The organism is Streptomyces sp. NPDC048506, from assembly GCF_040651315.1.
Lineage (GTDB): Bacteria > Actinomycetota > Actinomycetes > Streptomycetales > Streptomycetaceae > Streptomyces.
This window is the reverse complement of record NZ_JBEZIX010000006.1, coordinates 76,395-103,354: the sequence shown is the minus strand read 5'-3', so window position 1 is coordinate 103,354 and position 26,960 is coordinate 76,395. Positions and strand designations below refer to the sequence as shown.

General features: G+C 72.4%; 18 protein-coding genes. 7 read left to right on the top strand and 11 right to left on the bottom strand.

Annotated features, from left to right (window positions below; translation table 11 throughout):
- Window positions 1-220 precede the first annotated feature (220 nt).
- Window positions 221-1,663, top strand: a complete 1,443-nt coding sequence (locus AB0C96_RS06335; RefSeq protein WP_362914267.1) for an amino acid permease — start codon at window positions 221-223, stop codon at window positions 1,661-1,663.
- A 176-nt stretch (window positions 1,664-1,839) separates the two neighbouring features.
- Window positions 1,840-2,481 carry a superoxide dismutase gene (locus AB0C96_RS06330; RefSeq protein WP_362914265.1) on the top strand — a complete coding sequence of 214 codons (642 nt, stop codon included), beginning with the start codon at window positions 1,840-1,842 and terminating at the stop codon, window positions 2,479-2,481.
- Between the two features lie 126 nt (window positions 2,482-2,607).
- On the opposite strand, the gene AB0C96_RS06325 is transcribed toward AB0C96_RS06330, so the two are convergent.
- Window positions 2,608-3,252: a DsbA family protein gene (locus tag AB0C96_RS06325; RefSeq protein WP_362914263.1), complete on the bottom strand. Its 645-nt coding sequence runs from the start codon at window positions 3,250-3,252 to the stop codon at window positions 2,608-2,610.
- A gap of 156 nt (window positions 3,253-3,408) precedes the next feature.
- Here AB0C96_RS06325 and pepN (AB0C96_RS06320) point away from each other — a divergent pair, with 156 nt between their 5' ends.
- Window positions 3,409-6,012 carry an aminopeptidase N gene (pepN, locus tag AB0C96_RS06320; protein ID WP_362914261.1) on the top strand — a complete coding sequence of 868 codons (2,604 nt, stop codon included), beginning with the start codon at window positions 3,409-3,411 and terminating at the stop codon, window positions 6,010-6,012.
- A gap of 124 nt (window positions 6,013-6,136) precedes the next feature.
- A complete protein-coding gene (locus AB0C96_RS06315; RefSeq protein ID WP_362914259.1) occupies window positions 6,137-7,159 on the top strand; it encodes a hypothetical protein in 1,023 nt (340 codons plus the stop codon).
- 197 nt (window positions 7,160-7,356) lie between these two features.
- Here the strand turns inward: AB0C96_RS06315 and AB0C96_RS06310 are convergent, their stop codons facing one another.
- Entirely contained in the window at window positions 7,357-9,102 is a 1,746-nt protein-coding gene (locus AB0C96_RS06310) for a TIGR03767 family metallophosphoesterase (protein WP_362914257.1), read from the bottom strand.
- 445 nt (window positions 9,103-9,547) lie between these two features.
- Here AB0C96_RS06310 and AB0C96_RS06305 point away from each other — a divergent pair, with 445 nt between their 5' ends.
- Window positions 9,548-10,579: an aspartate-semialdehyde dehydrogenase gene (locus AB0C96_RS06305; protein WP_362914255.1), complete on the top strand. Its 1,032-nt coding sequence runs from the start codon at window positions 9,548-9,550 to the stop codon at window positions 10,577-10,579.
- Window positions 10,580-10,657: 78 nt separating this feature from the next.
- Here AB0C96_RS06305 and AB0C96_RS06300 read toward each other — a convergent pair whose 3' ends face one another.
- The gene (locus AB0C96_RS06300) at window positions 10,658-11,248 is read right to left on the bottom strand and encodes a Uma2 family endonuclease (protein WP_362914253.1); all 591 of its coding nucleotides are present in this window, start codon (window positions 11,246-11,248) and stop codon (window positions 10,658-10,660) included.
- Window positions 11,249-11,396: 148 nt separating this feature from the next.
- On the opposite strand from AB0C96_RS06300, the gene pepN (AB0C96_RS06295) reads away from it, so the two are divergent.
- Window positions 11,397-13,970, top strand: a complete 2,574-nt coding sequence (pepN, locus tag AB0C96_RS06295) for an aminopeptidase N (protein ID WP_362914250.1) — start codon at window positions 11,397-11,399, stop codon at window positions 13,968-13,970.
- Window positions 13,971-14,129: 159 nt separating this feature from the next.
- Here pepN (AB0C96_RS06295) and alc read toward each other — a convergent pair whose 3' ends face one another.
- From alc to AB0C96_RS06255, 8 genes are all read right to left on the bottom strand, one after another.
- Window positions 14,130-15,281: an allantoicase gene (gene alc / locus AB0C96_RS06290; protein ID WP_362914248.1), complete on the bottom strand. Its 1,152-nt coding sequence runs from the start codon at window positions 15,279-15,281 to the stop codon at window positions 14,130-14,132.
- A 150-nt stretch (window positions 15,282-15,431) separates the two neighbouring features.
- Window positions 15,432-16,430, bottom strand: coding sequence for a LysR family transcriptional regulator (locus AB0C96_RS06285; RefSeq protein WP_362914246.1), 999 nt, complete (start codon window positions 16,428-16,430; stop codon window positions 15,432-15,434).
- Window positions 16,431-16,447: 17 nt separating this feature from the next.
- Complete coding sequence (locus AB0C96_RS06280; protein WP_362914244.1) at window positions 16,448-17,380, bottom strand: DMT family transporter; 933 nt, start codon at window positions 17,378-17,380, stop codon at window positions 16,448-16,450.
- A gap of 148 nt (window positions 17,381-17,528) precedes the next feature.
- A complete protein-coding gene (locus tag AB0C96_RS06275; RefSeq protein ID WP_362914242.1) occupies window positions 17,529-18,506 on the bottom strand; it encodes an acyl-ACP desaturase in 978 nt (325 codons plus the stop codon).
- 262 nt (window positions 18,507-18,768) lie between these two features.
- On the bottom strand, window positions 18,769-19,017 hold the full coding sequence (locus AB0C96_RS06270) for a hypothetical protein (protein WP_362914240.1): 249 nt from the start codon (window positions 19,015-19,017) through the stop codon (window positions 18,769-18,771).
- Window positions 19,018-19,076: 59 nt separating this feature from the next.
- On the bottom strand, window positions 19,077-20,741 hold the full coding sequence (locus tag AB0C96_RS06265; protein ID WP_362914238.1) for an alpha-L-fucosidase: 1,665 nt from the start codon (window positions 20,739-20,741) through the stop codon (window positions 19,077-19,079).
- Between the two features lie 130 nt (window positions 20,742-20,871).
- Window positions 20,872-23,082 carry a 4-alpha-glucanotransferase gene (malQ, locus tag AB0C96_RS06260; protein ID WP_362914236.1) on the bottom strand — a complete coding sequence of 737 codons (2,211 nt, stop codon included), beginning with the start codon at window positions 23,080-23,082 and terminating at the stop codon, window positions 20,872-20,874.
- A 6-nt stretch (window positions 23,083-23,088) separates the two neighbouring features.
- Window positions 23,089-23,358 carry a hypothetical protein gene (locus AB0C96_RS06255; RefSeq protein ID WP_362914234.1) on the bottom strand — a complete coding sequence of 90 codons (270 nt, stop codon included), beginning with the start codon at window positions 23,356-23,358 and terminating at the stop codon, window positions 23,089-23,091.
- Between the two features lie 498 nt (window positions 23,359-23,856).
- On the opposite strand from AB0C96_RS06255, the gene AB0C96_RS06250 reads away from it, so the two are divergent.
- On the top strand, window positions 23,857-26,859 hold the full coding sequence (locus AB0C96_RS06250) for a beta-N-acetylglucosaminidase domain-containing protein (protein WP_362914457.1): 3,003 nt from the start codon (window positions 23,857-23,859) through the stop codon (window positions 26,857-26,859).
- Window positions 26,860-26,960: the final 101 nt, after the last annotated feature.

Here is a 26,960-nt window from a genome sequence, read left to right as displayed (position 1 = left end):
GAATACCGAACATTCGCTGCACGACTGTTGCCCTGAGCGGACACCGGCGCTCAAACTGAGCCAGCTTTGCCGAGGACCCCGGAGTTGAGCCGTCGGCGGCCCCTACGCGATCCGCTGCCCCGGCAGGGGCCGGGGGCTGGCAGCAGTGTCGCACCGGTCGCGGCCCCGGGTGAACGCAGTATCGCCTTGCTCCGCTCTCACCTACTGGGACAGGTACGACATGAATCGGACACCCTCGTCCGCCGCACCCGCGCGCGAGCAGACCAGCGCCGCGCCGGGCGCCGGCCACGATAGTGGCCCCTCGCTGTCCAACGGCCTCAAGCAGCGCCATCTGTCGATGATCGCCCTGGGCGGGGTGATCGGCGCGGGCCTGTTCGTGGGCTCGCGGGAGGGCATCGCGGCGGCCGGCCCCTCGATCGTGCTGGCCTACGCCGTCTCCGGCGCGCTGGTCATGCTGATCATGCGGATGCTCGGCGAGATGTCCGCGGCCAACCCGGACTCCGGTTCCTTCTCCGTGCACGCCGAGCGCTCCATCGGCTCGTGGGCCGGCTTCACCGTGGGCTGGATGTTCACCGCGCTGCTGTGTGTGGCGGTGGCCGCGGAGGCGCTGGGCGCCGCGGATGTGATGCACCAGTGGTTCCCGAGCACCGAGCCCTGGATGTGGGTGCTGCTCTTCATGGTGATCTTCACCGGGACGAACCTCGCCGCGGTCTCCAACTTCGGTGAGTTCGAGTTCTGGTTCGCGGCCCTGAAGGTCGCGGCGATCGGCATCTTCCTGGTGCTCGGCGTGCTGGCCATCCTCGGTGTGCTCCCGGGCACCCACGCGCCGGGCGCCTCGCACCTCACCGGTGACGGCGGGTTCCTCCCCAAGGGCGTGGACGGCCTGATGGTCGGTCTGCTGGCATCGGTGTTCGCGTACGGCGGTCTGGAGACGGTGACGATCGCGGCGGCCGAGTCCCAGGACCCGGTCCGCGGCGTGGCGCGCGCGGTGCGCACCGCGATGTGGCGGATCGCCCTGTTCTACGTCGGCTCGATGGCCATCATCGTCACGGTCATCCCCTGGAGCGCCCCCTCGATCGCCAAGTCCGGCCCGTACGTGGCGGTCCTGGACTACCTCAAGATCCCGGCGGCCGGCCAGATCATGAACGTCGTCATCCTGGTGGCGCTGCTCTCCGCGGTGAACGCCAACATCTACGGCTCCTCGCGGATGGCGTACTCCCTGATCTCCCGCGGCCAGGGCCCGGCCTTCCTCGGCAAGGTCAGCAACGGGGTGCCGCGCCGTACGGTGCTGATGTGCGCCTCCTTCGGCTTCCTGGCGGTGCTGTTCAGCTTCTGGTGGCCCACCACGGTCTTCCAGTGGCTGCTGAACATGGTCGGCGCGGCCGTCCTGGTGGTGTGGGGCTTCATCGCCGTCGCCCAGCTGCGGACGCGGCGCCGGCTGGAGCGCGAGGCGCCGGAGAAGCTGGTGGTCAAGATGTGGGCCTTCCCGGTGCTGACCTGGGTGGCGCTGGCGGGCATCACGGTGGTCCTGCTGCTGATGCTGCGCGACGAGAACCAGCGCATCCAGCTGCTGTTCACCGGCGGCTTCGGTGCGGTGCTGGCCGTGATCGGCGTGCTGCGGCAGCGGGCCCTGCGCAGCGGTGCGGACTCGGCGTCGCAGTAGCCCCCACCCCGAACGTCCCCGAGGCGGGGCGGGACCTCCTTCCGAGGTCCCGCCCCGCCTCCGTCTTTGGGACCAGTCCGGTGCCCGCAACCGGCCGGTGATCCATCCTGCTGATAGCGTGCTCTTGCACATTATTTGCAACTACTGCTCTTGGGCAGCTTGGAGGCGGGATCGGCATGGCGACCTACACACTTCCGGAACTTCCCTACGACTACGCGGCGTTGGCGCCGGTCATCAGCCCCGAGATCATCGAGCTGCACCACGACAAGCACCACGCGGCGTATGTGAAGGGGGCGAACGACACCCTGGAGCAGCTCGCCGAGGCGCGCGACAAAGACCAGTGGGGCAACATCAACGGCCTGGAGAAGAACCTCGCGTTCCACCTCTCCGGCCACATCCTGCACAGCATCTACTGGCACAACATGACCGGTGACGGCGGCGGCGAGCCGCTGGAGCAGGACGGTGTGGGCGAACTGGTCGACGCCCTCGCCGAGTCCTTCGGTTCGTTCGCCAAGTTCAAGGCGCAGCTGTCCAAGGCGTCGGCGACCACCCAGGGTTCCGGCTGGGGCGTGCTGGCGTACGAGCCCGTCACGGGCCGGCTGATCGTCGAGCAGGTCTACGACCACCAGGGCAACATCGGCCAGGGCTCGGTGCCGATCCTGGTCTTCGACGCCTGGGAGCACGCCTTCTACCTCCAGTACAAGAACCAGAAGGTGGACTTCATCGAGGCCATGTGGAAGGTCGTGAACTGGCAGGACGTGGCCAAGCGGTACGCGGCCGCCAAGGAGCGCGCGCACAACCTGCTGCTGGCGCCGTGACCGGCTGACCGGCGCCCCGGACGTCCTGCCTCGTGATCGTCTTCTCACCCTTCACCTGGCAGGCGGAGGAACGGCGAGGCCCCACGAGGACAGGACTCGTGGGGCCTCGCCCGTTGTCGGGCCGGGTCAGTCGAAGATCGGGCCCTGGGTGCGGGTGCGCTTGATCTCGTAGAAGCCGGGGATGGACGCGACCATCAGCGTGCCGTCCCAGAGCCTGGCGGCCTCCTCGCCCTTGGGGGCGGGGGTGACGACCGGGCCGAAGAAGGCGATCTGGTCGCCGTCCGAGCCGGGGACGGCGATGACCGGGGTGCCGACCTCCTGGCCGACCAGCTCGATGCCCTCCTTGTGGGAGGCGCGCAGCTCGGCGTCGTAGGTGTCCTTGTCGGCGTACTCGATCAGGTCGGCGGGCAGGCCCGCGTCGTCGAGGGCGGCGGCGATGCTCTCGGGGGTCACCCCGAGGCCCTCGTTGTGGAAGCGGGTGCCGAGCGCGGTGTACAGCTTGCCGACGGCCTCGTCGCCGTGCAGCTGCTGCGCGGCGATCACCACACGGACCGGGCCCCACGCCTTGCCGCCCGGACGCATGTTGGCGGCGTACTCCTCGGGCAGCTGATCGAGTTTGTCCTCGTTCAGCACGGCCAGGCTCATCACATGCCAGCGCACCTCGACGGGGCGGACCTTCTCCACCTCCAGCATCCAGCGGGAGGTCATCCAGGCCCAGGGGCACAGCGGGTCGAACCAGAAGTCTGCGGGGGTCTTGGCGTTCTCGGACACGTCGTCGGGTCTCCTCGTGAGAGCGGCGCTGCGTCGGTTCACGGACGCTGCCAGGCTGCTTGTGGACGGTGTGGTTCTGTGGACGCTTCAACCGACGGCGGCCGTGCCATGATTCCCGTTGTTCGATATTCGAGGCGAGGACGAGGGAGTCACGTCGTGCCAGGTGAGAATCTGTCCCGGGACGAGGCACGTGAGCGGGGCCGGCTGCTGAGCGTCGACGCCTACGACGTGGCGCTGGACGTCCGCTCAGCGGTCACCCAGGGGCCGGCCGCGGCGACCTTCCGGTCCCGCACGACGATCCGCTTCCGCTGCGCCGAGCCCGGTGCGTCGACCTTCGCGGACCTCCTGGCGCCCCAGGTCACCTCCGTCACCCTCAACGGCCGGGAGCTGGACTGCGCAGCGGTCTTCGACGGGACCCGGATCGCGCTGGACGGCCTGGCCGCCGAGAACACCCTCACCGTCGACGCGCAGTGCGCCTACAGCCGGACCGGCGAGGGCCTGCACCGCTTCGTGGACCCCGAGGACGGCGAGGTCTACCTCTACACCCAGTACGAGCCGGCCGACGCCCGTCGGGTCTTCGCCAACTTCGAACAGCCGGACCTGAAGGCGCCGTTCACCTTCGAGGTCGCCGCGCCCGAGGGGTGGGTGGTGCTGAGCAACGGCGCCCAGGAGGGGGCGGCCGACGGGGGGACGCACCGGTTCGCGACGACCCGGCCGATCTCGACGTACATCACCGCCGTGGTCGCCGGCCCGTACCACTACGTCTCGGACAGCTACCACCGCACCTTCGAGGACGGCACGGAGCTTGAGGTGCCGCTGGGTGCGCTCTGCCGCAAGGGGCTGGCCAAGCACTTCGACGCGGACGACGTCTTCACCGTCACCAAGCAGGGCCTGGACTTCTTCCACGACCACTTCGACTTCCCGTACCCGTTCGGGAAGTACGACACCGCCTTCGTGCCCGAGTACAACCTCGGCGCGATGGAGAACCCGGGCTGTGTCACCTTCCGCGAGGAGTTCATCTTCCGCGGGAAGGTGACCGAGGCGTCCTACGAGCGCCGGGCCAACGTCATCCTGCACGAGATGGCGCACATGTGGTTCGGCGACCTGGTCACCATGCAGTGGTGGGACGACCTGTGGCTCAAGGAGTCCTACGCGGACTTCATGGGCGCGTTCGCGCTGGTGGAGGCGACCCGGTTCGCGAACGGCTGGATCACCTTCGCCAACCGCCGCAAGGCCTGGGCCTACCGCGCCGACCAGCTGCCCTCCACCCACCCGGTCACCGCCGACATCCGCGACCTGGAGGACGCCAAGCTCAACTTCGACGGCATCACGTACGCCAAGGGCGCGGCGGTGCTCAAGCAGTTGGTGGCGTACGTGGGGCAGGACGCGTTCCTGGAGGGTGCCCGGCGCTACTTCAAGCGGCACGCGTACGGCAACACCCGGCTCGCGGACCTGCTGGCGGTGCTGGAGGAGACCTCCGGGCGGGACATGACGGCCTGGTCGCGGTCCTGGCTGGAGACGGCCGGCGTCAACTCGCTGACGCCACAGGTCACTTATGACGCGAACGGGCGGATCACCGAGCTGAGCATCCTCCAGGAGGCCTCCTCCGAGCAGCCGGAGCTGCGGCCGCACCGGGTGGCGGTGGGGCTCTACCGGCACCAGACGGCGTTCTCCGACGGCGGGGACGCGGCGCTGGTGCGCTACGCCCGCGCCGAGGTGGACGTGGCCGGGCCGCGCACGGAGGTGCCGGAGCTGGCCGGCGCGGAGCGGCCCGAGCTGGTCCTGGTCAACGACGAGGACCTGACGTACTGCAAGGTCCGGTTCGACGAGGGGTCGCTGGCCACCCTGCGGGCCCGGCTCGGCGACCTGACCGACCCGATGGCGCGGGCGCTGTGCTGGGCGGCGCTGTGGGGGCTGACCCGCGACGGGCTGATGCCGGCCCGCGACTACCTCGACCTGGTGCGGCGGTTCGCCGGCCAGGAGACCGAGATCGGTGTCCTTCAGTCGCTGCACGCCCAGGCGCAGACGGCGCTGGAGCACTACTCCGCACCGGACCGCCGGGAGCTCGCCGCCCGTGAGCTGGCCGAGGGCGCGCTGCACGAACTGCGGTTCGCCGAGCCGGGCAGCGGTCACCAGCTCACCTGGGCCCGGCACTTCGCCGCCATCGCCGCCACGCCGGCCGACCTCCAGCTGCTCAAGGGCCTGCTGGACGGTACGGCGAAGATCGACGGCCTGGAGGTGGACCAGGAGCTGCGCTGGTCGTTCCTGGAGCCGCTGGCCGCGCACGGCGTCGCGGACGAAGCGGCGATCTCCGCGGAGCTGGCCCGTGACGACACCGCGTCCGGCAAGCGCTATCAGGTGCGCTGTCTGGCGGCCCGCCCGTCGGCCGAGGTCAAGGCGCAGGCGTGGGCGGACGTGGTGGAGTCCGATGCGCTCTCCAACGCTCTGGTGGAAGCGACCATCGCCGGGTTCGCGCAGCCCGGGCAGCGGGAGCTGCTGACGCCGTACGCGCCGCGCTACTTCGCGGCGATCGAGCGGATCTGGCGGGAGCGGTCCATCGAGATCGCGATGTCCGTGGTGCGCGGGCTGTTCCCGGCGTGGTTGGTGGAGCAGTCCACGCTGGACGCCGCGGACGACTGGCTGGCCGAGCACGCGCAGGCGGCGCCCGCGCTGCGCCGGCTGGTGCTGGAGGAGCGGGACGATCTGGCCCGGGCGCTGCGCGCACAGGCTTGTGACGAGACGGCCGGACCGCGGCCGTAACCTCCGCCCCGACCAGCTCTTTTCGGCAGTCGAACGCCCGTACTTTAGCCCAGGAATGTCCGGGTTGGGGTACGGGCGTGTAACAGCGGTTAGGGGGTGGAACGGGCGCGGGAATCTGGCGGTCATGAACCACGACACCCCACTCTCCCCCCTCCCCCTCCACCACCTGTCCGGGCTCCGTTGCCGGGTACTGACTGCCCGTCAGTTGCGGGACCACGGCGTCCCGGCGGCGGAGCTCACCGAGCGCTGCCGCCCCGGCGGCTGCTGGCAGCAGGTGCTCCCCGGCGTCTACCTGCTCCACCCCGGGCCGCCGACCAGCGAGGAGCGGCTGCACGCGGTGCTGCTGTACGCCGCCCACCGCGGACCGGCCGTGCCCCAGCAGCCCGGCCCGTCCGGGGACACCCCCCAGGCGATGATCACCGGTCTGGCGGCGCTCGCCCTGCACGGCTTCTCCGAGGCTCCCCCACTGCTCGTCCTGGACCGCATCGAGGTGCTGGTCGCCCGCACCCGGCGGCTCCGCTCGACCGGCTTCGCGCAGGTCGTCCGGGCGGTGGACCTGCCGGTGCCGCAGGAAGTCACGGGGGTGCCGACGGCGCCGGTGCCACGCGCCCTGGCGGATGCGGTCGCCGGGCTCAACGACGCCGCGGCGGTGCGCCGGCTGCTGACCGAGGCGGTCCGCGGCGGGCACTGCGAGGCCCCGGCGGTGGTGCGCGAGCTGAGCCGGGCCCGGCTGCTGACCCGGCCGCACGTGGTCGACGCGGTCGACGCCCTGCTCGCCGAGGGACGGGCGCTGGCCGAGCAGCGGCTGTACGCCATGGTGCGCGAGCACGACCTGCCCGACCCGCTGTGGAACGTGGACCTGCGGCTGCCGGGCGGGCCGCACCTGGGCGGGGTGGACGCCTTCTGGCCGGAGCACGGGGTGGCCCTGGAGATCGACACCCGGGCGCCACGGCCCGAGGAGGACCCGCTGCACTCGGCCTTCGACCACAAGCGCGAGCATCTGGAGCGGCTCGGCATCGCCGTCGTCCGCTGCCTGCCGCGCACCCTGCGCGAGGCGCCCGAGCAGCAGGCCGCGGTGGTCCGTACGGCGTTGATGGCGGCACCGGACCGGGAACCGGCAGCGTATGTCGTGGCCCTACCGCGCTGACGGTCCCGGTGCCGGTCGCTCCCGGCCCCCCGGCCCCAGCCCCGGTCGCTCCAGGCCCCGGTCGCTCCAGGCCCCGGTCGCTCCCGACCCCGGTCGCTCCCGACCCCGGAATACCGCCCACCCGCTCCTCGTTGTGGCCCCACAGGGGGTGCTCGCATCCCCTACGGGATCTGTTCGGCCACCCCCTAAGGCCCCCGTCAGCGCCGCTTGAGCAGCAGCTCGACGTTGCGGTCCCGGGCCGTGCCGACCAGGTCCTTGCGGGCCTCGGGCGCGTTGAAGGACAGCTCGCGGTAGAGGGCGGCCAGCCCGGTCTGCGAGAGGTCGGTGAAGTCCGTGCGGTGCGGGGCGGCCGACTCGACCAGGGTGGCGATCAGCGACAGCGTCCCGTCGTGGTTGTCCACCAGCTCGATGACCCGGGCCAGTTGCGGGAAGTCGATGTGCGACGCGGTGGAGACCTCCCAGAAGCTGCCGTGCGGAGTGATGTCGTTCTTGTGGCTGTGGCCGTTGATCCAGCCGACGACGCTGGGGTGGGCGGCCAGCAGCTCGACCAGCTCCGCGCCGCCGTGCCGCTTCTCGTGCGGCCGGGCCGGGTCCGGGCGGGTGTTGTTCATGGTCTTGCTGGTGTGGTGGCTGAAGACCAGTACGTGCGCCTTCTCGCCCCGCTCGTTCTCCTTCAACGTCCGTTCCAGCCAGCGCAGTTGGGCCTCACCGATCGAGCCGGTGTAGTGCCCGCCGGGGTCGGTGGTGTCCAGGCTGATGCCGAGGACGTGGTCGGCGACCCGGAAGGTGTAGTAGAGGCGGTTCTGCTCCAGGTTCGCCGCGGTGTAGCCGTGGCCGTGCGGGCCGGGGCCGGTGCGGGCCGGGTCGAGGTGGGCGCGCAGGTACTCGGCGCGGGTGAAGGGGGCCCGGCGCTCGTCCGGGGTCACCCTCCGGGCCTGTCGGGCGTGGGCCTTCAGCAGCCGCTTGAAGTCCTCCCCCTTGGGGTCGAGCCCGTCCTTGACCGCCTTCCAGACCTTGGCCGCCTCGGCCGCCGGCAGCGTCTCCAGCTTGCGGCCGCCGGTGGCGATCTCGGTGAAGAACGGGTCGCCGGGGGCGTAGCACCCGCCGGGCAGCGCGTCGTGGTTGCCGACCGTCGAGTACCAGGGCAGCCGCAGCCCGGGGCTGTGCACGGTGCGGATCGCCGCGTCCAGGAACCCGTGCAGGTGCGGGAAGCCCAGCTGCTTGTCGGCGTCGCGCAGAGCGCTGTCCGGCTGCCAGTACAGCTTCAGTCCGCTGTCCTGGACGCCTTCGTAGCGGCGCGGGTCACCGGAGTTGGGGGTGATCCGGCCGCCGCTCATCGCGGTCAGGAACCACTCCAGCTCCAGCTTGGAGTTGTTGTCGGTGTTGTCGCCGGTGGTCATCACGAAGGACAGCGGGGCGCCGGTGGCGGGCCCGCCGGGCAGCGCGTTGACCCGCTCGATCAGCGAGACGACGCCGGCGACGGACAGCGCCTCCTGCGGCCGCCAGGCACTCGCCGTCTCGGCGCGCAGGTACTCGTAGCGCAGCGGGCTCTGCACGTCGACCAGGTGCAGGTCGGTGAACTGCACGAACGACGCGAGGGCGGTGCGCCGCCGCTCCCGCCCGCCGTGCGCGGCGGCCAGCTCGGCGCGGAAGACCCGGTTCCAGGCCGGGCCGTCGGCGAGCCGGCGGTAGCCCCCGCTGCCGCGCGGGGTGGCGACGCTGCCGAGGGTGGTGCCCTTGGTGTACGGCGCGTGGGGCGCGGCGGGGGCGTCGACGGACACCGGTACGGCCGGGGCCGGGCCGGGGGTGACGGTGGCGGCCTCGGCCGCCCGGTCCGGGCCGACGCCGAAGGCGAGCCCGAGCCCGGTGGCGGCGCCGACGGCGCCGGTGGCGGCGAGGAACGTACGGCGGTCGAGACTGGCGGCGGACCGTATACGGGACATGCACGAGCTCCCCGAGTGCGAACGCGAAGGCGGCCGCGGCCGGTGGCGGCGGGAGTGGCCCTCCTCGCCGCCGTCCAGCAGCGCAACTGCCCTGTCACCAGGGATCGTTGGCACCGGGGGTGACCTGCGCGTGAACGCCGTCGCAACGCCGGGAACCCATCACCGCACAGGGATCTACCGACCACCGGACGGCCATGGAGCCCTGCCCGCGGGTGCGACCGGCGGTCACCGCGCGTTCACCCGGCGGGGTATCCGCGCCACCCACCGCCCGCCGGGACGTCGCGGAGCGTGACATCACGAACACGGTCCGTCGCTCAATCACCCGGCAGTGCTCCACAGACTGGAATGGATTGGACAAGGCGACGGGTGTCACACACATGATGGAGGCACTACTGAGCAGGTGTTCCCAGCAGACACCTATGTCAGGCGAGAAAGAAGGAGTCCCATGAGGGTCGGAATCGTCGGAGCCACCGGACAGGTCGGCGGCGTGATGCGGGGCATTCTCGCCGAGCGGAACTTCCCGGTCGAGCAGCTGCGGCTGTTCGCTTCGGCCCGGTCCGCGGGTCGCACCCTGCCCTGGCAGGACACCGAGATCACCGTCGAGGACGCGGCCATCGCCGACTACTCCGCGCTGGACATCGTCCTCTTCTCGGCCGGCGGCGCGACGTCCAGGGCGCTGGCGGAGAAGGTTGCCGACGCGGGCCCCGTGGTGATCGACAACTCCTCGGCCTGGCGCCGCGACCCCGAGGTCCCGCTGGTGGTCTCCGAGGTCAACCCGCACGCCATCGCGGACCGCCCCAAGGGCATCATCGCCAACCCGAACTGCACGACCATGGCCGCGATGCCGGTGCTGCGTCCGCTGCACGAGGAGGCCGGCCTGGTCTCGCTGGTCGTCTCCACCTACCAGGCGGTCTCCGGCAGCGGCCTGGCCGGCGTGGAGGAGCTCGACGGCCAGGTCCGCAAGGCGGTCGAGCAGGACGCCACCAAGCTGACGCACGACGGCTCGGCGGTGGAGTTCCCCGCCCCGGACAAGTACGTCCGCCCGATCGCGTTCAACGTCCTGCCGATGGCCGGCTCGATCGTCGACGACGGCCTGGGCGAGACCGACGAGGAGCAGAAGCTCCGCAACGAGAGCCGCAAGATCCTGGAGATCCCGGAGCTGAAGGTGTCCGGCACCTGCGTCCGCGTCCCGGTCTTCACCGGCCACTCCCTCCAGGTCAACGCCCGCTTCGCGCGTCCGATCAGCCCCGCCCGGGCCCAGGAGCTGCTGGCCGGCGCGCCCGGCGTCGTCCTCTCGGACGTCCCCACCCCGCTCCAGGCCGCCGGCCGGGACGCGTCGTACGTGGGCCGCATCCGCGCGGACGAGACCGTCGACAACGGCCTGGCGCTGTTCATCGCCAACGACAACCTCCGCAAGGGCGCGGCGCTGAACGCCGTGCAGATCGCGGAGCTGGTCGCCGCGGAGCTGCGCGGCTGACCAGCGGCCGACCGTACGGAGCGGGGCGGGGCCGGTACGCACGTACCGACCCCGCCCCGTCGTCCCGGGCCTTCGGCGCTACGGGGTCTTGGGCGGATACAGCCTGAAACCCGAGGTGTGGACGGAGCAGGAAAAGGGCCTCGGCAGCTCGACGGCATCGCCGAACCGGTACGGGTCCACACGTCGGTAGCTCAGGTTGCTCGGGTCCGAGTACAGCTCGATCAGGCCTTCGTTGGGGTCGACGAGGAGGTACAGCGGGATCTCACTCATCGCGTACCACATGCGCTTCTTGATGTAGTCGCTGTCCCGGTCGGACGACACCACCTCGATGACCAGGTCGACCCGGTCGGCGGGGAGGGGATTCCGGTTGTCCTGGATGGCCTCGGCGGTCGTGACGATCAGATCCGGCTTCGGCTCGAAGCTGGAGATCTCGGAGATGAGCGCCTGCTCGGCCAGCGCCGTCCAGCCCCCCGCATCGAACTGTGTGGCGAGCTTGGTGACAATGAGGTTGTGGAACGGTGTGGCCGACGCCTGCATCACGATCTTTCCGTCGATGAGCTCGATCTTGAGCTGATCGAGCTCGGGCAGCTCCTCCAGAAAGCGCAGCAGGTCGTGACCGGTGTTGCCTCGCACGGCGTCCTCGGCAGTCTCGTGATGCATCAGTGTCATCGCGGCGCCTCCCCCCGGTCTCAGCCTGTCGGAAGGCGGCAGCCTCGGTACCACGATAGCCAGCACGGCCCACGATCGGGTGATGCCCGCGCCGTGGAAGGATGGCTCGGACATCTGGTGCGATGACCAACGCGAAGGAGATGACGGGGTGCCTGGCACGAATCTGACCCGCGACGAGGCGCAGCTGCGGGCGCGGTTGCTGACCGTGGACGCGTACGAGATCGATCTCGACCTCTCCGGGGCACAGGAGGGCGGTACGTACCGGTCCGCGACGACGGTGCGGTTCGATGCCGCCGAGGCGGGCGCGGACTCGTTCATCGACCTGGTGGCACCGACGGTGCACGAGGTGGTGCTCAACGGTGCGGCGCTGGATCCCGCCGAGGTGTTCAAGGACTCGCGGATCGCGCTGCCGGGGCTCCGGGCCGGCCGCAACGAGCTGACGGTCGTCGCCGACTGCGCGTACACCAACACCGGCGAGGGGCTGCACCGCTTCGTCGACCCGGTGGACCAACAGGCCTACCTCTACACGCAGTTCGAGGTGCCGGATGCCCGGCGGGTGTTCGCGTCCTTCGAGCAGCCGGACCTGAAGGCGACGTTCCAGTTCACCGTGAAGGCCCCGCAGGGCTGGACCGTGATCTCGAACTCCCCGACGCCGGAGCCGGGCGGCGAGGACGGCACCGTCTGGCGGTTCGAGCCGACGCCGCGCATCTCGACGTACATCACGGCCCTGATCGTCGGCCCGTACCACGCCGTCCACTCCTCGTACGAGAAGGACGGGCAGCACGTCCCGCTGGGGATCTACTGCCGGCCGTCGCTGGCCGAGCACCTGGACGCGGACGCGATCTTCGAGGTCACCCGGCAGGGCTTCGACTGGTTCCAGGAGAAGTTCGACTACGCCTACCCGTTCGCCAAGTACGACCAGCTCTTCGTGCCGGAGTTCAACGCCGGCGCGATGGAGAACGCGGGTGCGGTGACCATCCGCGACCAGTACGTCTTCCGGTCGAAGGTGACGGACGCGGCGTACGAAGTGCGTGCCGAGACGATCCTGCACGAGCTGGCGCACATGTGGTTCGGCGACCTGGTCACCATGGAGTGGTGGAACGACCTGTGGCTGAACGAGTCGTTCGCCACCTACACCTCGATCGCCTGCCAGGCCTACGCGCCGGGCTCGAAGTGGCCGCACTCCTGGACGACGTTCGCCAACTCCATGAAGACCTGGGCGTACCGGCAGGACCAGCTGCCGTCCACGCACCCGATCATGGCGGAGATCCGCGACCTCGACGACGTGCTGGTCAACTTCGACGGCATCACGTACGCCAAGGGCGCCAGCGTCCTCAAGCAGCTGGTCGCGTACGTCGGCATGGAGGAGTTCTTCAAGGGCGTCCAGGCGTACTTCAAGCGGCACGCCTACCGGAACACCCGGCTGTCGGACCTGCTGGGCGCGCTGGAGGAGACCTCCGGCCGCGACCTGAAGACCTGGTCGAAGATGTGGCTGGAGACCGCCGGGATCAACGTCCTGCGGCCGGAGATCGAGGTGGACGCGAACGGCGTGATCACCGCGTTCGCGGTCCGGCAGGAGGCCCCGGCGCTGCCCGCCGGCGCCAAGGGCGAGCCCGTGCTGCGGCCGCACCGGATCGCGATCGGCGCGTACGCCCTCCAGGACGGCAGGATGGTCCGCACGGACCGGATCGAACTGGACGTGGACGGCGAACTGACCGCCGTACCGCAGCTGGTGGGCAAGGAGCGGCCGGCCGTCGTCCTGCTCAACGACGACGACCTGTCCTACGCCAAGGTGCGTCTCGACGAGGAGTCGCTGAAGGCGGTCACCGAGCACCTGGGCGACTTCACCGAGTCCCTGCCGCGCGCCCTGTGCTGGGCGTCGGCCTGGGACATGACCCGGGACGCCGAGCTGGCCACCCGCGACTACCTGTCGCTGGTGCTGTCCGGGATCGGCAAGGAGTCCGACATCGGTGTCGTCCAGTCGCTGCACCGCCAGGTGAAGCTGGCGGTGGACCTGTACGCGGCACCGGAGTGGCGCGAGACGGGGCTGGCCACCTGGACCGAGGCGGCGCTCACGCACCTGCGGGCGGCCGAGCCGGGCGGCGACCACCAGCTGGCGTGGGCCAGGGCGTTCGCCGCCTCGGCCCGCACCGACGAGCAACTGGACCTGCTCCAGGGCCTGTTGGACGGTACGCAGGAGATCGCCGGGCTGGCCGTGGACACCGAGCTGCGCTGGTCGCTGCTGGAGCGGCTGGCCGCGACCGGCCGGGCGGACGAGAAGGCCGTCGCGGCGGAGCTGGAGCGGGACAAGACCTCCGCCGGTGAGCGGCACGCGGCCACCGCGCGGGCGGCGCGTCCGACGACGGCGGCGAAGGCGGAGGCGTGGGCCTCGGTGGTGGAGTCCGACAAGCTCCCCAACGCCGTGCAGGAGGCCGTCATCGGCGGCTTCGTCCAGACCGACCAGCGGGAGCTGCTGGCGCCGTACACCGCGAGGTTCTTCGACGTGGTGAAGGGGATCTGGGACTCCCGCAGCCACGAGATGGCCCAGCAGATCGCGGTGGGCCTCTACCCGGCGCTCCAGGTCTCCCAGGAGACCCTGGACGCCACCGACGCCTGGCTCGCCTCGGCCGAGCCGAACGCCGCACTGCGGCGCCTGGTGACCGAGTCCCGGGCGGGCATCGAGCGGGCGCTGAAGGCGCAGGCGGCGGACGCCGCGGCGTAGTCGACCCCGCGGCGGCGGGTGCCCTCCGGCTGTGGCCGAAGGGCACCCGCCGCCCCCGTGGTGACGCCCGGCATGGGGTTCCCCCTGCTCCTTGAGGGCTTGGGAGAGGGCGCCTGGTGCGTTGCACCGGCCGCCGGGTGGGTCACTGTGGGACGCGGATCAGCCGCTGAGCTCGTCGAACCGGCGGACCAGGGCGGCGCGCCCGGCCTCGGTGAGGTCGCCGTGCAGCCGCATCCGGGCCAGGCCGCCGTCGGGGAAGACGTCCAGCCGTACGTGCGTGGCGGTGACCCGGCGCGGCAGCGCGAAGCGGTGCGGGGTGTCGGGCTGGAGCCTGGTGCGCGGCAGGATCTCGACCCAGGCCGAGGCGTCCGCGGGGTCGGCGGACTCCGCGTCGCAGCCGTAGAGCGCCGCCCAGCCCGCGGAGTTGCCCTTGAGGTAGGCGGTGTCGATCTCCACCGCGCGGATCTCGCCCTGCGCGGCGAGGCGGAAGCGCACCCAGTCGTGGGTGCCCCTGACCCGTCGGCGGCGGTTCTCCCAGCCGTCGTCCATCTTGCGGGACAGATCGGGCTGGATGATCTGGGTGGGCGAGGAGTAGAAGCGGTCTGAGGCGTCCTCGACGGTGCCGCCGTGCATCACGGAGGCCAGGTCGAGGGTGCCGAGCACATCGAGCCACTCCGGGTCCGGCACGACCTCGCCGTGGACCCGGAGGCGGGCTATGCCGCCGTCGGGGTGCTGCTTGAGGCGCAGGTGCGTGAAGCGGCGCTCCACGGTCACCTCGAAGCCGTTGGCGGCGTGGCCGCGGACCGGCGTGCGCGGGAGAAGCTCCTCCCACTTCACGTCGTCGGCGAGCAGGTCCTCGGGGCCGGGGCTGCCCGGGAGCGCGGTGGCCTCGACGGTGACCTGCTGCGGGTAGTTGCCGCGGAAGTGGGCGGTGTCGACGACGATGCCGCGGATCACGCCGGGGGCGGCGAGGCGGATCAGCGCCCAGTCGTGCTCGTCGTCGGTCGGGAAGGGGTGGTCACCGTCGACGCCGCGGCGGCGCCGGGTCTCCCAGCCGTCCATGATCTTGCCCTTGTGGCCGAAGTGCTCGGGGTCGAAGACCGCCGGGGTCGGCTTCAGCAGGTTCTCGCGCTCGGCGAAGAACTCGTCGTTCGCGGCGATCACACCGGCGCCGAAGCGGCGGTCGGCGAGGTCGACGAGCGAAGTGAACGGGAAGTCCCCGCCCCGGTAGTCGGCGTAGGGGTCCCCGCCGGCGTACGGGTTGGCGTCGTTGGCGTGCGGATCAGTGGAGTCGGCCGGAGTGGTGGTCATCGTCGCCCTTCTACGGGTCGGCTGCTGCGGACCGGTCCACGGTCGCAGCGGACCACCTCACAGGTCCATCGAAAGTTTTTGAGGAATGTGTTCAGCAGAGCTGAATGATCGCCCGTGCGGTACGGCATGGCCGCCGCGCGGCACGGCGGCTCAGCCGGAGTGCAGCGAGGAGTCCCCGGGCAGCTGCGCGGCGGCCGCCTGGCGCAGCGCCGCCAGGACCCGCGCCAGCCCCGGCGCCCCTTCGGAGCCGCGGCGGGCAGCGGCGATCACATGGCGGCGCGGCTGGTCTCCGGAGAGGACCCGCAGCGCGACCCCGGATCCCCCGTGGGCGCCGTGACCGCCCCGCGTGCCCCGCTCGCCCCCCGCGTCCCGGTCGACGGCACCGAGGCCGCCCGCCATCGCCATCCGGGGCACCAGCGCGACGCCCATCCCCGCGGCGACCATCGCCCAGATCGCGCTCCAGTCGGCGGCGGCGTGCGCCTGCTCGGGCACGAACCCGGCGTTCTCGCAGGCGGTGGTGGTGATCTGCGACCACGGCCCGCTGCTGCCGAAGATCCAGGGCTCGTGCGCCAGGTCGGCCAGCCGCAGGCCGGGTTCGGCGGCCAGCGGATGGCCGGCCGGCAGCGCCACGTCCAGCGGGTCGGCGAGCAGCGCGACCCGGCTGAACTTGGGGTCGCGCGGCGTGGGGGCGTGCGCCGCCAGCGACAGCGCCAGATCGACGCTGCCCTCGGCCAACAGTTCGTACGCGGCCTCCGCCTCGGCCTCCCGTACCGTCACCGACAGGCCCGGATGGGTACGGCGCAGCTCCTGGACGGCCGGGACCACCAGCGCGGGGATGGCGGTGGAGAAGGCGCCGACCCGCACCTGGCCGGCCTCGCCCTGGAGGTAGCCGAGCAGCTCCGCGTCCGCGCGCTCCAGCTGGGCGAAGACCGCCTCGGCGTGCCGCAGCACCAGCTGCGCGGCGCCGGTCAGCCGCACCCGCCGGCCATGGGCCTCCAGGAGCGTGACCCCGAGCGACTTGGCCAGCCCGGTCAGCTGCTGCGAGACCGCCGAGGGCGTCATGTGCAGCGCCTCGGCGGTCGCGGTGACCGTGCCCAGCTCTTGGAGTGTGCGCAGGATGCGCAGCTTCTTGATGTCCCAGTCGGCCATGCGGGCAGCGTACGCAGTCAGCGTCTGTTGCCGGCGCCGAGCGCGACGCCCGCCACGATCAGGGCCATGCAGACCAGCTGGGTGACGCCCACCGGCTCCCCCAGGACCGCGAGGGAGAGCAGCGCGACGCAGACCGGCTGGAGGTAGTAGACGACCCCCGCCCGTGCGGCGCCGACGAGGGCGATGGCCTTGTTCCAGGTGAAGTAGGCGACGGCGGACGAGCAGATCCCGATGTAGAGGAGCGGCCCGACCGTCCCGGCGGTGGGCGCGAAGCCGCCTTCGACGGCGAGGCTGACGCCGTAGGCGGGGAGCAGCATCGCGGCGCCCAGCGCGAAGGTCATGAAGAGGAACGGGACCCCGCCGAGCTCCTGGGGGCGGCGGCGCAGCAGGGCGCTGTAGCCGGCGAAGGTGGCCGTGGCGGCGAGCATCCACAGGTCGCCGGCCGCGAGGTCGAGGTGCAGCACGGCGCCGGGTGAGCCCTTGCCGACCAGCGTGACGACTCCGGCCAGGGCGATCACCATCCCCGCGATCCGCCGGCCGCCCAGCCGCTCCCCGCCCCGGTCGAACAGGGCGATCAGCATCGGCGAGGCGGCCGCGATCATCGCCATGTTCGTGGCCGAAGTGGAGCGCCCCGCTTGGTAGATGAGGGTGTTGAAGAGGGTGACGCCCAGCAGCGCGGCCAGCGTCAGAAATCCGAGGTGCCGTCGGATGACCGGCCACTGGCGGCGGATGTGCGGGGCGGCGAACGGGGCGACCGCGAGCAGCGCGATGATCCAGCGCCAGAAGGCGGTCTGGACGGGTGGGACGGTGTCGTGCAGGGCGCGGGCGATGACGAAGTTGCCGGACCAGACGACGGTCGCGGTCAGCGCGAGCGTCAGGCCGGCCGCCTGCGCGGACGGTGCGCGGCGGCCGCTCGTGCGGCGGGCGCGGGCCCTCTCCAGGACTGCCACGGTTTCCTCTCCCTCGGCGGTGGTGGGCCTCCACCGTGGCAGTCCGCCAAACATCAGGTCCATCGAATAATCTCGATGAGATCGTGCAGTTGAGCTTAATGATTGGCGGGAGGGGGCGCGCCCCGCACGGGCGGCTGCCGGCGACGGCCTACTGGCGGGCCGCGCGGCGGGCGAGGATGGCCGCCTGCCGCTCGTCGAACTTCCGCGCCTGGCCGTCCAGACCGTCCATGAAGACCCCCAGCTCCTCCTGCGCGGCCAGACCGGCCGGCCCCAGGCCGCTGATCTGCAACACCTTCAGGTGGCGCAGCACCGGCGCCAGCACGTCGTCGTGGTGGATGCGCAGGTTGTAGATCCCGCCGACGGCCATCCGGACGGCGGCCCGCTCGAAGCCGGGCATGCCGTGGCCGGGCATCCGGAAGCCGGTGACCACGTCGCGGACCGCGCACATGGTCTGGTCGGGGGCGAGCTCGAACGCCGCGGCGAGCAGGTTGCGGTAGAAGAGCATGTGGAGGTTCTCGTCCGCGGCGATCCGGGCGAGCATCCGGTCGCAGACCGGGTCGCCGGAGTGGTGCCCGGTGTTGCGGTGCGAGATCCGGGTGGCCAGCTCCTGGAAGGCGACGTACGCCACCGAGTGCAGCATGCTGTGCCCGTTGTCGGACTCGAAGCCCTCCGACATGTGGGCCATGCGGAACCGCTCCAGCTCGTCCGGGTCGACGGCCCGGCTGGTGAGCAGGTAGTCGCGCATCACGATGCCGTGCCGGCCCTCCTCGGCGGTCCAGCGGTGCACCCAGGTGCCCCAGGCGCCGTCGCGCCCGAAGAGCGTGGCGATCTCGTGGTGGTAGCTGGGGAGGTTGTCCTCGGTGAGGAGGTTGACCACCAGGGCGATCCGGCCGATGTCGCTGACCTTGGACTGCTCGGGAGCCCACGGCTCACCGCCGTCCAGCACCCCGGGGAAGTTCCGGCCGTCGCTCCACGGCACGTACTGGTGGGGCATCCACTCCTTGGCGACCTTCTCGTGCCGGTTGAGTTCCTTCTCGACGACCTCTTCGAGTGCGTAGAGCAGCTGGGCGTCACTCCAGGCGGCCTGGCCGCGCTCTCCGTGATGGCGGGCGGGGGCGATGGTCACGGGGGAACTCCAGGGGGACGATGACCTACGGCAGCGCAGGTTGGATCTACGGCTGCGTAGGTTACGTCATCGTAGGTTAGGGCCGGTTAAAAGCCGCACCCCCGCAAACCGGGTGAAAAGCATGCAAGCGCCGCCTCGCAACCGCTTTTTGAGCTGCGGAAATATCCGGGTACGACAAAGGGCGCCCCTCGGTTCTTGTCACCGATGGGCGCCCTGGAGGCGTCGCCGGAACTCCGCGCCGGCCCGTGGCCGGTCCGCGGGCTCAGCCCTTGGACTTGGCCTGCTTGCGGGACTTGTCGGTCACGATGACCAGTCCGGCAATGACCAGGAAGAGCACGATGGGGGCGACGACGTAGAGGCCGAGCGTCTCGACCACGTTCAGGCCCGGCCCCGGGTCGTCACCGTCGTCGGGAATGAGCGCAAACGCGGGGGACGACATCAGCATCAGTAGCGCGGTAGCGGCCGTGACCGTGCCGGCGCGCAGCGCATTCTTCTTGACCTGGTTGCTCACGAACTCAACGTATCCGACGCCCTGCCGCCCCGCGCGTCCGGGGTGGCGCAACGGTCGCCTCAGCCCCCTGCGCCGCGGCTGCGGTGCAGCGTGACCGGCCCGAGGAAGGTCCGCCCGCGGGCCTCCCGGACGACGACCCGTACCGCGTCCGCGGTCACCGGCCGGGGCAGGGCGAGGATCCGCCGGTGCCCGATGGTGGTGCCCCCGGCGACCGTCGTCCACGTCCCGCTGCTCCGCGCCCGGACGGTGAAGCGCTCGACCCGCTGGCCGTGCCGGATGTCCTCGGAAAGCCCGATCCGGTCGAAGGTCCAGGGCCCGGGACCGGCCGCCCGCAGGTCCGTGCCGTAGGTCCGCGCCACGGCGGTGCCGAAGGCGGTGAGCGAGGCGACGTCCTCGGCCGCGATCCGGCCGTCCCGGGCCGGCGGGACGTTCAGCAGCAGCGAGGCGTTGCGGCCCACGCTCTTCTCGTAGAGGTCGATCAGCTGCGCCGGGGTCCTGGGCCGCTCGCCGGGGTGGTGGAACCAGCCGGGGCGGAGCGAGACATCGGCCTCCGCCGGGTACCACTGGAGGTACTTGGTGGTGGGCGCGAGGAGCCTGGCGCGGGAGCCGATGTCGGGGTCGGTGGAGTCGTGGGGCAGCCCGCCGGCCAGCACCGTCCAGGGGTCCTGGGCGGAGGGGGTGACGCTCCACTCCGTCTCCCGGGCGACGCCGTTCTCGTTGCCGACCCAGCGGGCGCCCTGCGGTCCGGCGAAGACCACGGTGTCCGGGGCGAGCCGGTGGATCATCCGGAACCACTGGGCGACGTCGTACCGCTGGGTGACACCGGAGTCGGCCCAGGGGTTCGCGCCGTCCAACCACAGCTCGTCGATCGGGCCGTACTGGGTGAACAGCTCGTACACCTGGTTGAGGTAGTAGGCGTCGTAGTCGTCGGCCCGGACGTGGAAGACCGGCAGCCGGCCGCCGCGGACGGCCGCGGCGCGGTCGTCGCCGGGGACGAGGGTGGGGATGGTGCGCGCGGTGGCCCGGCTGCCGTTGCCGAACCGGCCCAGACCGCGCGGGGCGTGGTCGCCGTCCTCCAGCGCGACCCGCTCGGGCAGGCTGAGCGGCTCGCCCCGCTGCTGCTTCGCGCGGATCTCCTCGACCCACCGGGCGTGCCAGGCGTGCGGGAGCTCGGCGCCGTCGGACGGCGAGAGGTAGATGCCGACCTTCAGCCCGGCCCGGCGGGCGGCCCGGACGTAGGCGCCGACGACATCGGGCCGGCCGGGGCCGGCAGCGACCGAGTGCGGGGTGTAGCGGCTGGGGTAGAGCACGAAGCCGTCGTGGTGCTTGGCGGTGAGCATCACCTGCTCGGCGCCGGCCGCCTGGTAGGCGCGCATCCACTGGTCGACGTCGATCCGGGACGGGCTGAAGAGCCGCTCGTCCTCCGCTCCGGAGCCCCACTCCCGGTTGGTGAAGGTGTTCATGCCGAAGTGGGTGAAGGCGGTGACCTCCCGGTGCTGCCAGGCGAGTTGGCCCTTGGTGGGGACGGTGTTCGCGGCCTTCTCGATGATCCGTGCCGGGGTGTCGCAGGGTTCGACCGTCATCTGGGAGGCGGGGCGCACCGGCCGGTCGCAGGGGCCGGCGGCGGACGACGACCGGGCCAGGGAGCTCTGGACGGGGACGAGCGCGGCGGCCGCGGTGAGCGCGAGCGCGCACAGCGCCCTCCGGCTGTTGCGGAGTGCCATGGTTCCTCCAACTCGCCGTCAGGGAGAGGCGCTTGAGGAATGGTCGGACGTATGGAGGGTTCCAGGGCATGGTGCCGGACGGTACGGCGTACCGGAAGGGTGGCGACGAGGACGCGTCCGACGCGCGCCCTCACCGGCTCAGATCGGCGAACTCCCGCATCAGTGCGTACAGTCGGGGCGATGCGGCCAGCTCTTCGAGGGTCCGCGGACGCCCGTCGGGACCCGCGACCGGGAGGCGCCAGTTGGGATATTCATCCCATGTACCGGGGAGGTTCTGCGGACGGCGGTCCCCCACCGCGTCGGGCAGCCACACCCCGACCAGCCGCGCCGGGGTGCGCAGCAGAAAGCGGTGGACCGCCCGGACCGTCGCCTCCTCGTCGCCGGCGCCCTCCGGCAGCAGCCCGCGCCGCGTCAACTCCCCCAGCCACTCGGCGAGTTCGTACCGGGCGCGGGACCGCTCACGGTCCGGCGGCCCGGCCAGCAGCCCGAGCCGGGCCCGCAGCGCGACGTCCTCGCCGGTCAGCCGGGCGGCGGTGGGGGGAAGATCGTGGGTGGTGACGGTGGCGAGGCAGGCACTGCGCCATTCGTCGGGGCCGAGGATCCGGGCCTCGACCGGGGCCCCGGGGTCGGCTGGGTCGGCTGGGTCGGCCGCTCCGTCCTCCCCGTCCGCCGTCGCCTCCGCCCGTAGCCCGTCCCTACGCCCCTCTCCGTCCCCGTTCCCGTAATCGCGCTCGAACCACAGCACCGACGTGCCCAGTACGCCCCGTTCGGCGAGCGCGTCGCGCACGCCCGGTTCGACCGTGCCCAGGTCCTCACCGATCACCGCGGCGCCGGCCCGGTGCGCCTCCAGGGCCAGCACCGAGAGCATCGCCTCACCGTCGTAGCGCACATAGGCGCCCTCGGTCGGCGGGCGGCCCTCCGGGACCCACCAGAGCCGGAACAGCCCCATCACATGGTCGATGCGCAGGGCGCCCGCGTGCCGCAGCAGGCCACGCAGCAGCTCGCGGTACGGGGCGTAGCCCGTGGCGGCCAGGGCGTCCGGGCGCCACGGCGGCAGCCCCCAGTCCTGGCCCCGGGAGTTGAAGGCGTCGGGCGGCGCCCCGATGGACATCCCGGCGGCGAAGACGTCCTGGAGCGCCCAGGTGTCGGCGCCGGTCGGGTGCACGCCGACGGCCAGGTCGTGCACCAGGCCGATGCGCATGCCGGCGTCCCGCGCGGCCTGTTGCGCGGCGGCCAGCTGCTGGTCGGCGAACCAGGCGAGCCGGCAGTGGAAGTCGATCCGGTCCAGCAGCCGCGGCCGCAGCCGGGCCGTGCCCGCGGACCGGGGGTCGCGCAGTTCGGCGGGCCAGTCGCACCAGTTCGGGCCGTGCCGCTCGGCGAGCGCGCACCAGGTGGCGTGATCCTCCAACGCCTGACCCTGCTCGGCGAGGAAGTCGCAGTACGCGGCCCGGCGGCCCGGGGTGAGCGGCACCGCCCACAGCAGCTCCAGGGCCTCGCGCTTGAGCGCCCAGACGGCGTCCCGGTCGATCAGCGCACCGCGTTCCAGCACCTCGGCACGGAGCGCGCCGGCCCGTGCGGCCAGCTCGTCGGCCCGTGACCGGGCGGCGCCGGACAGCCGGGCGTACTCCGGGACGTGCTCGATCCTCAGGTGGACCGGGTCGGGGAAGCGGCGGGAGGAGGGGCGGTAGGGGGACGGGTCGGTGGGCGGGCCGGGGACGGCCGCGTGCAGCGGGTTGAGCTGGACGAAGCCGGTGCCCAGGGCGCGTCCGGACCAGGCGGCGAGGTCGGCGAGGTCCCCGAGGTCGCCCATGCCCCAGGACTGCCGGGACAGCAGGGAGTACAGCTGCACCAGGAAGCCGTGGCAGCGGACGGGCGGGGCGGGCACCCGGTGCGGCGCGACGATCAGCCGGGCGGTGGCGGTGCGGCCGTCGGGGGCCTCGGCGTGCAGGGCGTGGACACCGAGCGGGAGCCGGGCCAGGGTCTCCGGAACCGCGGTGTCCGCCGGGATCTCCCCGCCCGTCTGCCCGTCCTCGGTCTCCACCCGCAGGGCGGTGCCTTCGGGGAGACCGGCGAGACCACGAAGACCGGCGAGACCGGGAAGACCGGGGCGGTCGGGGGGTCGAGGGGCGCGGACGGTGACCGTACGGGGCAGCAGGGCGCGGCCCGGGCCGTCCTCGTACGCAGCCAGCGCGGTGCGGACGGCGTGCGGGGTCGAGGCGTCGACCCCCAGTGCGGCGAGCACGGCGACGACGGTGTCGTCGGCGATCTGGACGCTTCTGCCCGGCGAGGGCTCGTACGACGTGGCGATGCCGTGCAGCCGGGCGAGCCGCGCGCGGCCCATGGGTCCTCAGACCTCCATGGACTCCGTTCCGAGACCTGCGGCTGTCGGCTCGCTGGTCAGCGGCAGTTCGGCGGCGATCGGGACCTCGCTGGTCAGCGGGGCGGCGTCGGCGAGTGGGGGCTCGCTGGTCAGCGGCGGCTCGGCGAAGCTGAGAGAGCCGGAGCCGTCCAGACCGGAATCGGGGTCGGACACCCCGGCGAAGAGGTCGGGCTCCACCGTCATACCTCCCGGTTTGGCGGAGAGAGCGTCGAGAAGCAGTTGAGCGGACGCGGCCACGAGGGCCTCCCGTTCATCGATGATGGGACACGTGGGCCCTACCCACTCGGCAGGATCGCAGACGCCTCCACCCGCGAAACGTGACTCACGTCACATTACGCCCCGGGCCGGCGTTTTCCCTGTACGGGACGCCGGACGGCGCACAGAACGCGGCGGATCGGGGCTCCGCACCGGAAGTCCTGCGGATCGCCGGCCCCTTGCACACCCGCCCGGACCGCGCCCCGGAACCCGCCCACAAGCGCCCGTTCGGGACCCCCGCCATCACCCGGTTGACACCCTCACCGCCACAATGGTGGGCTCACGGCCGAAGGTCTGTCCGAACAGGCACCGGCGGGGAGAACTGCGGGAAAACGGGGTGCCGGTGCGGACCGGCGGACAGCTTGGACGGGACGAGGAGCAGCCGTGCGAGGCCGGGGCGTGTGGGGCGTCGGAAGAATCGGTAGGAGCGGCAGGGGGAGCGGCGCGGGTGCCCGGGCACGGGTTGCGGGGACCACCGCGCTGGCCGCCGCGGTCATCGGAGGCCTGCTCGGCGGGGTGCCCAGCGCCCAGGCCGCGGCGGGGCGTCCTTCGGACCCTGCCATCGGCACCCCCGACCTGCCGGACCGCCCGGCCGGCGCCGGCGGTCTGCCCGCGGTCTGGCCGCGCCCCCAGTCGCTCCAGGAGCTGGGCAGCGCGGTGCCGCTGGGCGACGAGGCCGCGCTGGTGGCCGCCCCGGACACCGATCCGTACGCGCTGGACGTGGTGCGCGGTCTGCTGCGGGACGCCGGCGTGCGCACGGTCCGGCAGCTGGCGCCCGGCGACCCACTGCCGGCGGCCGGGCCGGTGATCCGGATCGGCGGCGCTCAGGCCGAGGAGGCGCTGCGGGCGCTGCGCGCCCCGGCCCGTGGGGACCTGCCCTCCGGCGGCTATCGGCTGGCCGTCGGACAGGTCGCCGGCCGCGACACCGTGGCCCTGGCCGGTGTCGGCCCGGACGGCCTCTTCCACGGCGCACAGACGCTGCGGCAGTTGGTCACGGATGGGGATCAAGAGGAAGCATTGCGCAGCAATTCCGGCCGGGGCGGTGGCGGGAGACGGGCGGGCGGCCGGACGCTGGCGTCGGTCGTCGTGCGGGACTGGCCCGGCACGGCGGTGCGCGGCACCACCGAGGGCTTCTTCGGCCAGCCGTGGACCCAGGCCCAGCGCCTCGCCCAACTGGACTTCATGGGCCGCACCAAACAGAACCGCTACCTGTACGCACCCGGCGACGACCCGTACCGTCAGGCCCGCTGGCGCGACCCCTACCCGGCCGAGCAGCGGGCCGACTTCCGGGCACTGGCCGAGCGGGCCCGCGCCAACCACGTCACCCTGGGCTGGGCGCTCGCCCCGGGCCAGGCGATGTGCTTCTCCTCCGAGGAGGACCTGCGGGCGCTGCGGCGCAAGGTGGACGCGATGTGGGCGCTGGGCGTGCGCTCCTTCCAGTTGCAGTTCCAGGACGTCAGCTACGACGAATGGCACTGCGACGCCGACGAGGAGACCTTCGGCACCGGTCCGCAGGCCGCCGCCAAGGCCCAGGCCCGGGTCGCCAACGCGCTCGCCGATCACCTCCGCCGTCGGTACCCGGACTCCGCTCCGCTGTCGCTGATGCCGACCGAGTACTACCAGGACGGCGCCACGGCGTACCGCGGCGCGCTGGCCGATGCGCTCGGCGACCGGGTCGAGGTGGCCTGGACCGGCGTCGGGGTGGTCCCGCGGACCATCACCGGCGGGGAGCTCGCAACCGCCCGGCAGGCGTTCGGGCACCCGCTGGTGACCATGGACAACTATCCGGTCAACGACTACGCCCAGGACCGGATCTTCCTCGGCCCGTACCGCGGCCGCGAGCCGGCCGTCGCCACCGGCTCGACGGCGCTGCTGGCCAACGCCATGGAGCAGCCGCTGGCCTCCCGCATCCCGCTGTTCACCGCCGCCGACTTCGCGTGGAACCCGCGCGACTACCGCCCGGCCGAGTCGTGGGACGCGGCCATCGACGATCTGGCGGGCGGCGATCCGCGGGCCCGCGCCGCGCTCCGCGCGCTCGCCGGCAACACCGCCTCGTCCCTGCTCGACAAGGACGAGTCGGGGTACCTCCAGCCGCTGATCGACCGCTTCTGGAAGACCCGTGAGACCGCGGTCAACGGGGGCCGGCCCGGCACGGACGAGGACTACGTCAGGGCGGCCGGGGCGCTGCACGCCGCCTTCCACGCCATGAGCACCGCCCCCAAGGACCTCACCTCCGATCTGGCCGCCGAAATACGGCCCTGGGCCGAGCAGTTGGCCCGCTACGGCCGGGCCGGCGAACGGGCCGTGGACACCCTGCTGGCGCAGGCCCGGGACGACGGTGACACCGCCTGGTCCGCACAGCGCACGGTGCAGCAGCTGCGCCGGCAGATCGGGAACAGCCCGGTGACCGTCGGCAAGGGCGTCCTCACCCCGTTCCTGGACCGGGCGATGACCGAGGCCGACGCCTGGACCGGCGCCCGCGGCGACGCCCCGCGCCCCACCGAGGGCGCCGAGCCGACATCCCTGACCGTGCCCTTCGGGCGGACCCGCCCGCTGACCGCGGTCACCGCGCTGACCGACCCCGGCCCGTCCGCGGGCGCGGTCTCGGTGGAGGCGCACGTCCCCGGCGAGGGCTGGCGCCGCCTGGACCGGCTCTCCCCGACCGGCTGGACGGAGTCCCGCACGTCCCGGCTGCATGCCGATGCGGTGCGGCTGACCTGGGCCAACGGCGCGGACGCCCCGTCCGTGCACGCACTCACCCCCTGGTTCGGCGACACCGCGCCGGCCGGGCTGGAACTCGCCCGCAAGGAGTCGGACGCGCAGACCGGCGGCACGGCGACGGTCGACGCCCGGGTCTTCTCCCGCCGCCCCGACGACGTCCACGAGAAGCTGACGGTCAAGGCGCCCAAGGGCTTCACCGTGCACGCGCCCAAGGAGGTCACCGCCCCGCGAGGCGGCACCGCCATGGTCCGGATCTCCGTGGACGTCCCCGCCTCGGCGCCCTCCGGGACGTACGACATCCCGGTCTCCCTCGGCGGCGAAGAGCAGACGCTGACCGTACGCGCCTACCCGCGCACCGGCGGCAAGGACCTGGCGCGCGGCACGGTCACCACCTCGTCCGGGGACGAGACCGCCGCCTTCCCGGCCTCCGCGGCCACCGACGGCGATCCCAGGACGCGCTGGTCCTCCCCCGCCGACGACGGCGCCTGGCTCCAGTTCGCGCTGGCCCGCCCGACCCGCCTCGGCCAGCTCGTCCTGAACTGGCAGGACGCCTACGCGGCCCGCTACCGCATCCAGGTCTCCGCGGACGGCCGCAGCTGGCGCACGGCGGCCACGGTGCGGGACGGCAAGGGGGGCCGCGAATCGGTCAGGATGGACGCGAAGGACGTGCGGTTCGTCCGCGTGCAGGGGGAGAAGCGGGCGACGGCGTTCGGCTACTCGCTGTGGTCGGTCGAGGCGTATGCGGTCGAGGACCGTGGGTGACCGATCGCGGTGCGCGCGCCGTGCGAGCGGGCGCTCGTCCCGCCCGCACGGCCAGGAATGATCTCGCCGCCACGGCGATCAGCCGCGACGGCGAGGGGGGA

Excerpts from the sequence above, each read along its gene's own strand:
- AB0C96_RS06335 (WP_362914267.1), top strand. The coding sequence starts at position 221 with ATGAATCGGACACCCTCGTCCGCCGCACCCGCGCGCGAGCAGACCAGC.
- AB0C96_RS06330 (WP_362914265.1), top strand. The coding sequence starts at position 1,840 with ATGGCGACCTACACACTTCCGGAACTTCCCTACGACTACGCGGCGTTG.
- AB0C96_RS06315 (WP_362914259.1), top strand. The coding sequence starts at position 6,137 with ATGAACCACGACACCCCACTCTCCCCCCTCCCCCTCCACCACCTGTCC.
- AB0C96_RS06310 (WP_362914257.1), bottom strand. The coding sequence starts at position 9,102 with ATGTCCCGTATACGGTCCGCCGCCAGTCTCGACCGCCGTACGTTCCTC.
- AB0C96_RS06305 (WP_362914255.1), top strand. The coding sequence starts at position 9,548 with ATGAGGGTCGGAATCGTCGGAGCCACCGGACAGGTCGGCGGCGTGATG.
- AB0C96_RS06300 (WP_362914253.1), bottom strand. The coding sequence starts at position 11,248 with ATGACACTGATGCATCACGAGACTGCCGAGGACGCCGTGCGAGGCAAC.
- alc (WP_362914248.1), bottom strand. The coding sequence starts at position 15,281 with ATGACCACCACTCCGGCCGACTCCACTGATCCGCACGCCAACGACGCC.
- AB0C96_RS06285 (WP_362914246.1), bottom strand. The coding sequence starts at position 16,430 with ATGGCCGACTGGGACATCAAGAAGCTGCGCATCCTGCGCACACTCCAA.
- AB0C96_RS06265 (WP_362914238.1), bottom strand. The coding sequence starts at position 20,741 with ATGGCACTCCGCAACAGCCGGAGGGCGCTGTGCGCGCTCGCGCTCACC.
- malQ (WP_362914236.1), bottom strand. The coding sequence starts at position 23,082 with ATGGGCCGCGCGCGGCTCGCCCGGCTGCACGGCATCGCCACGTCGTAC.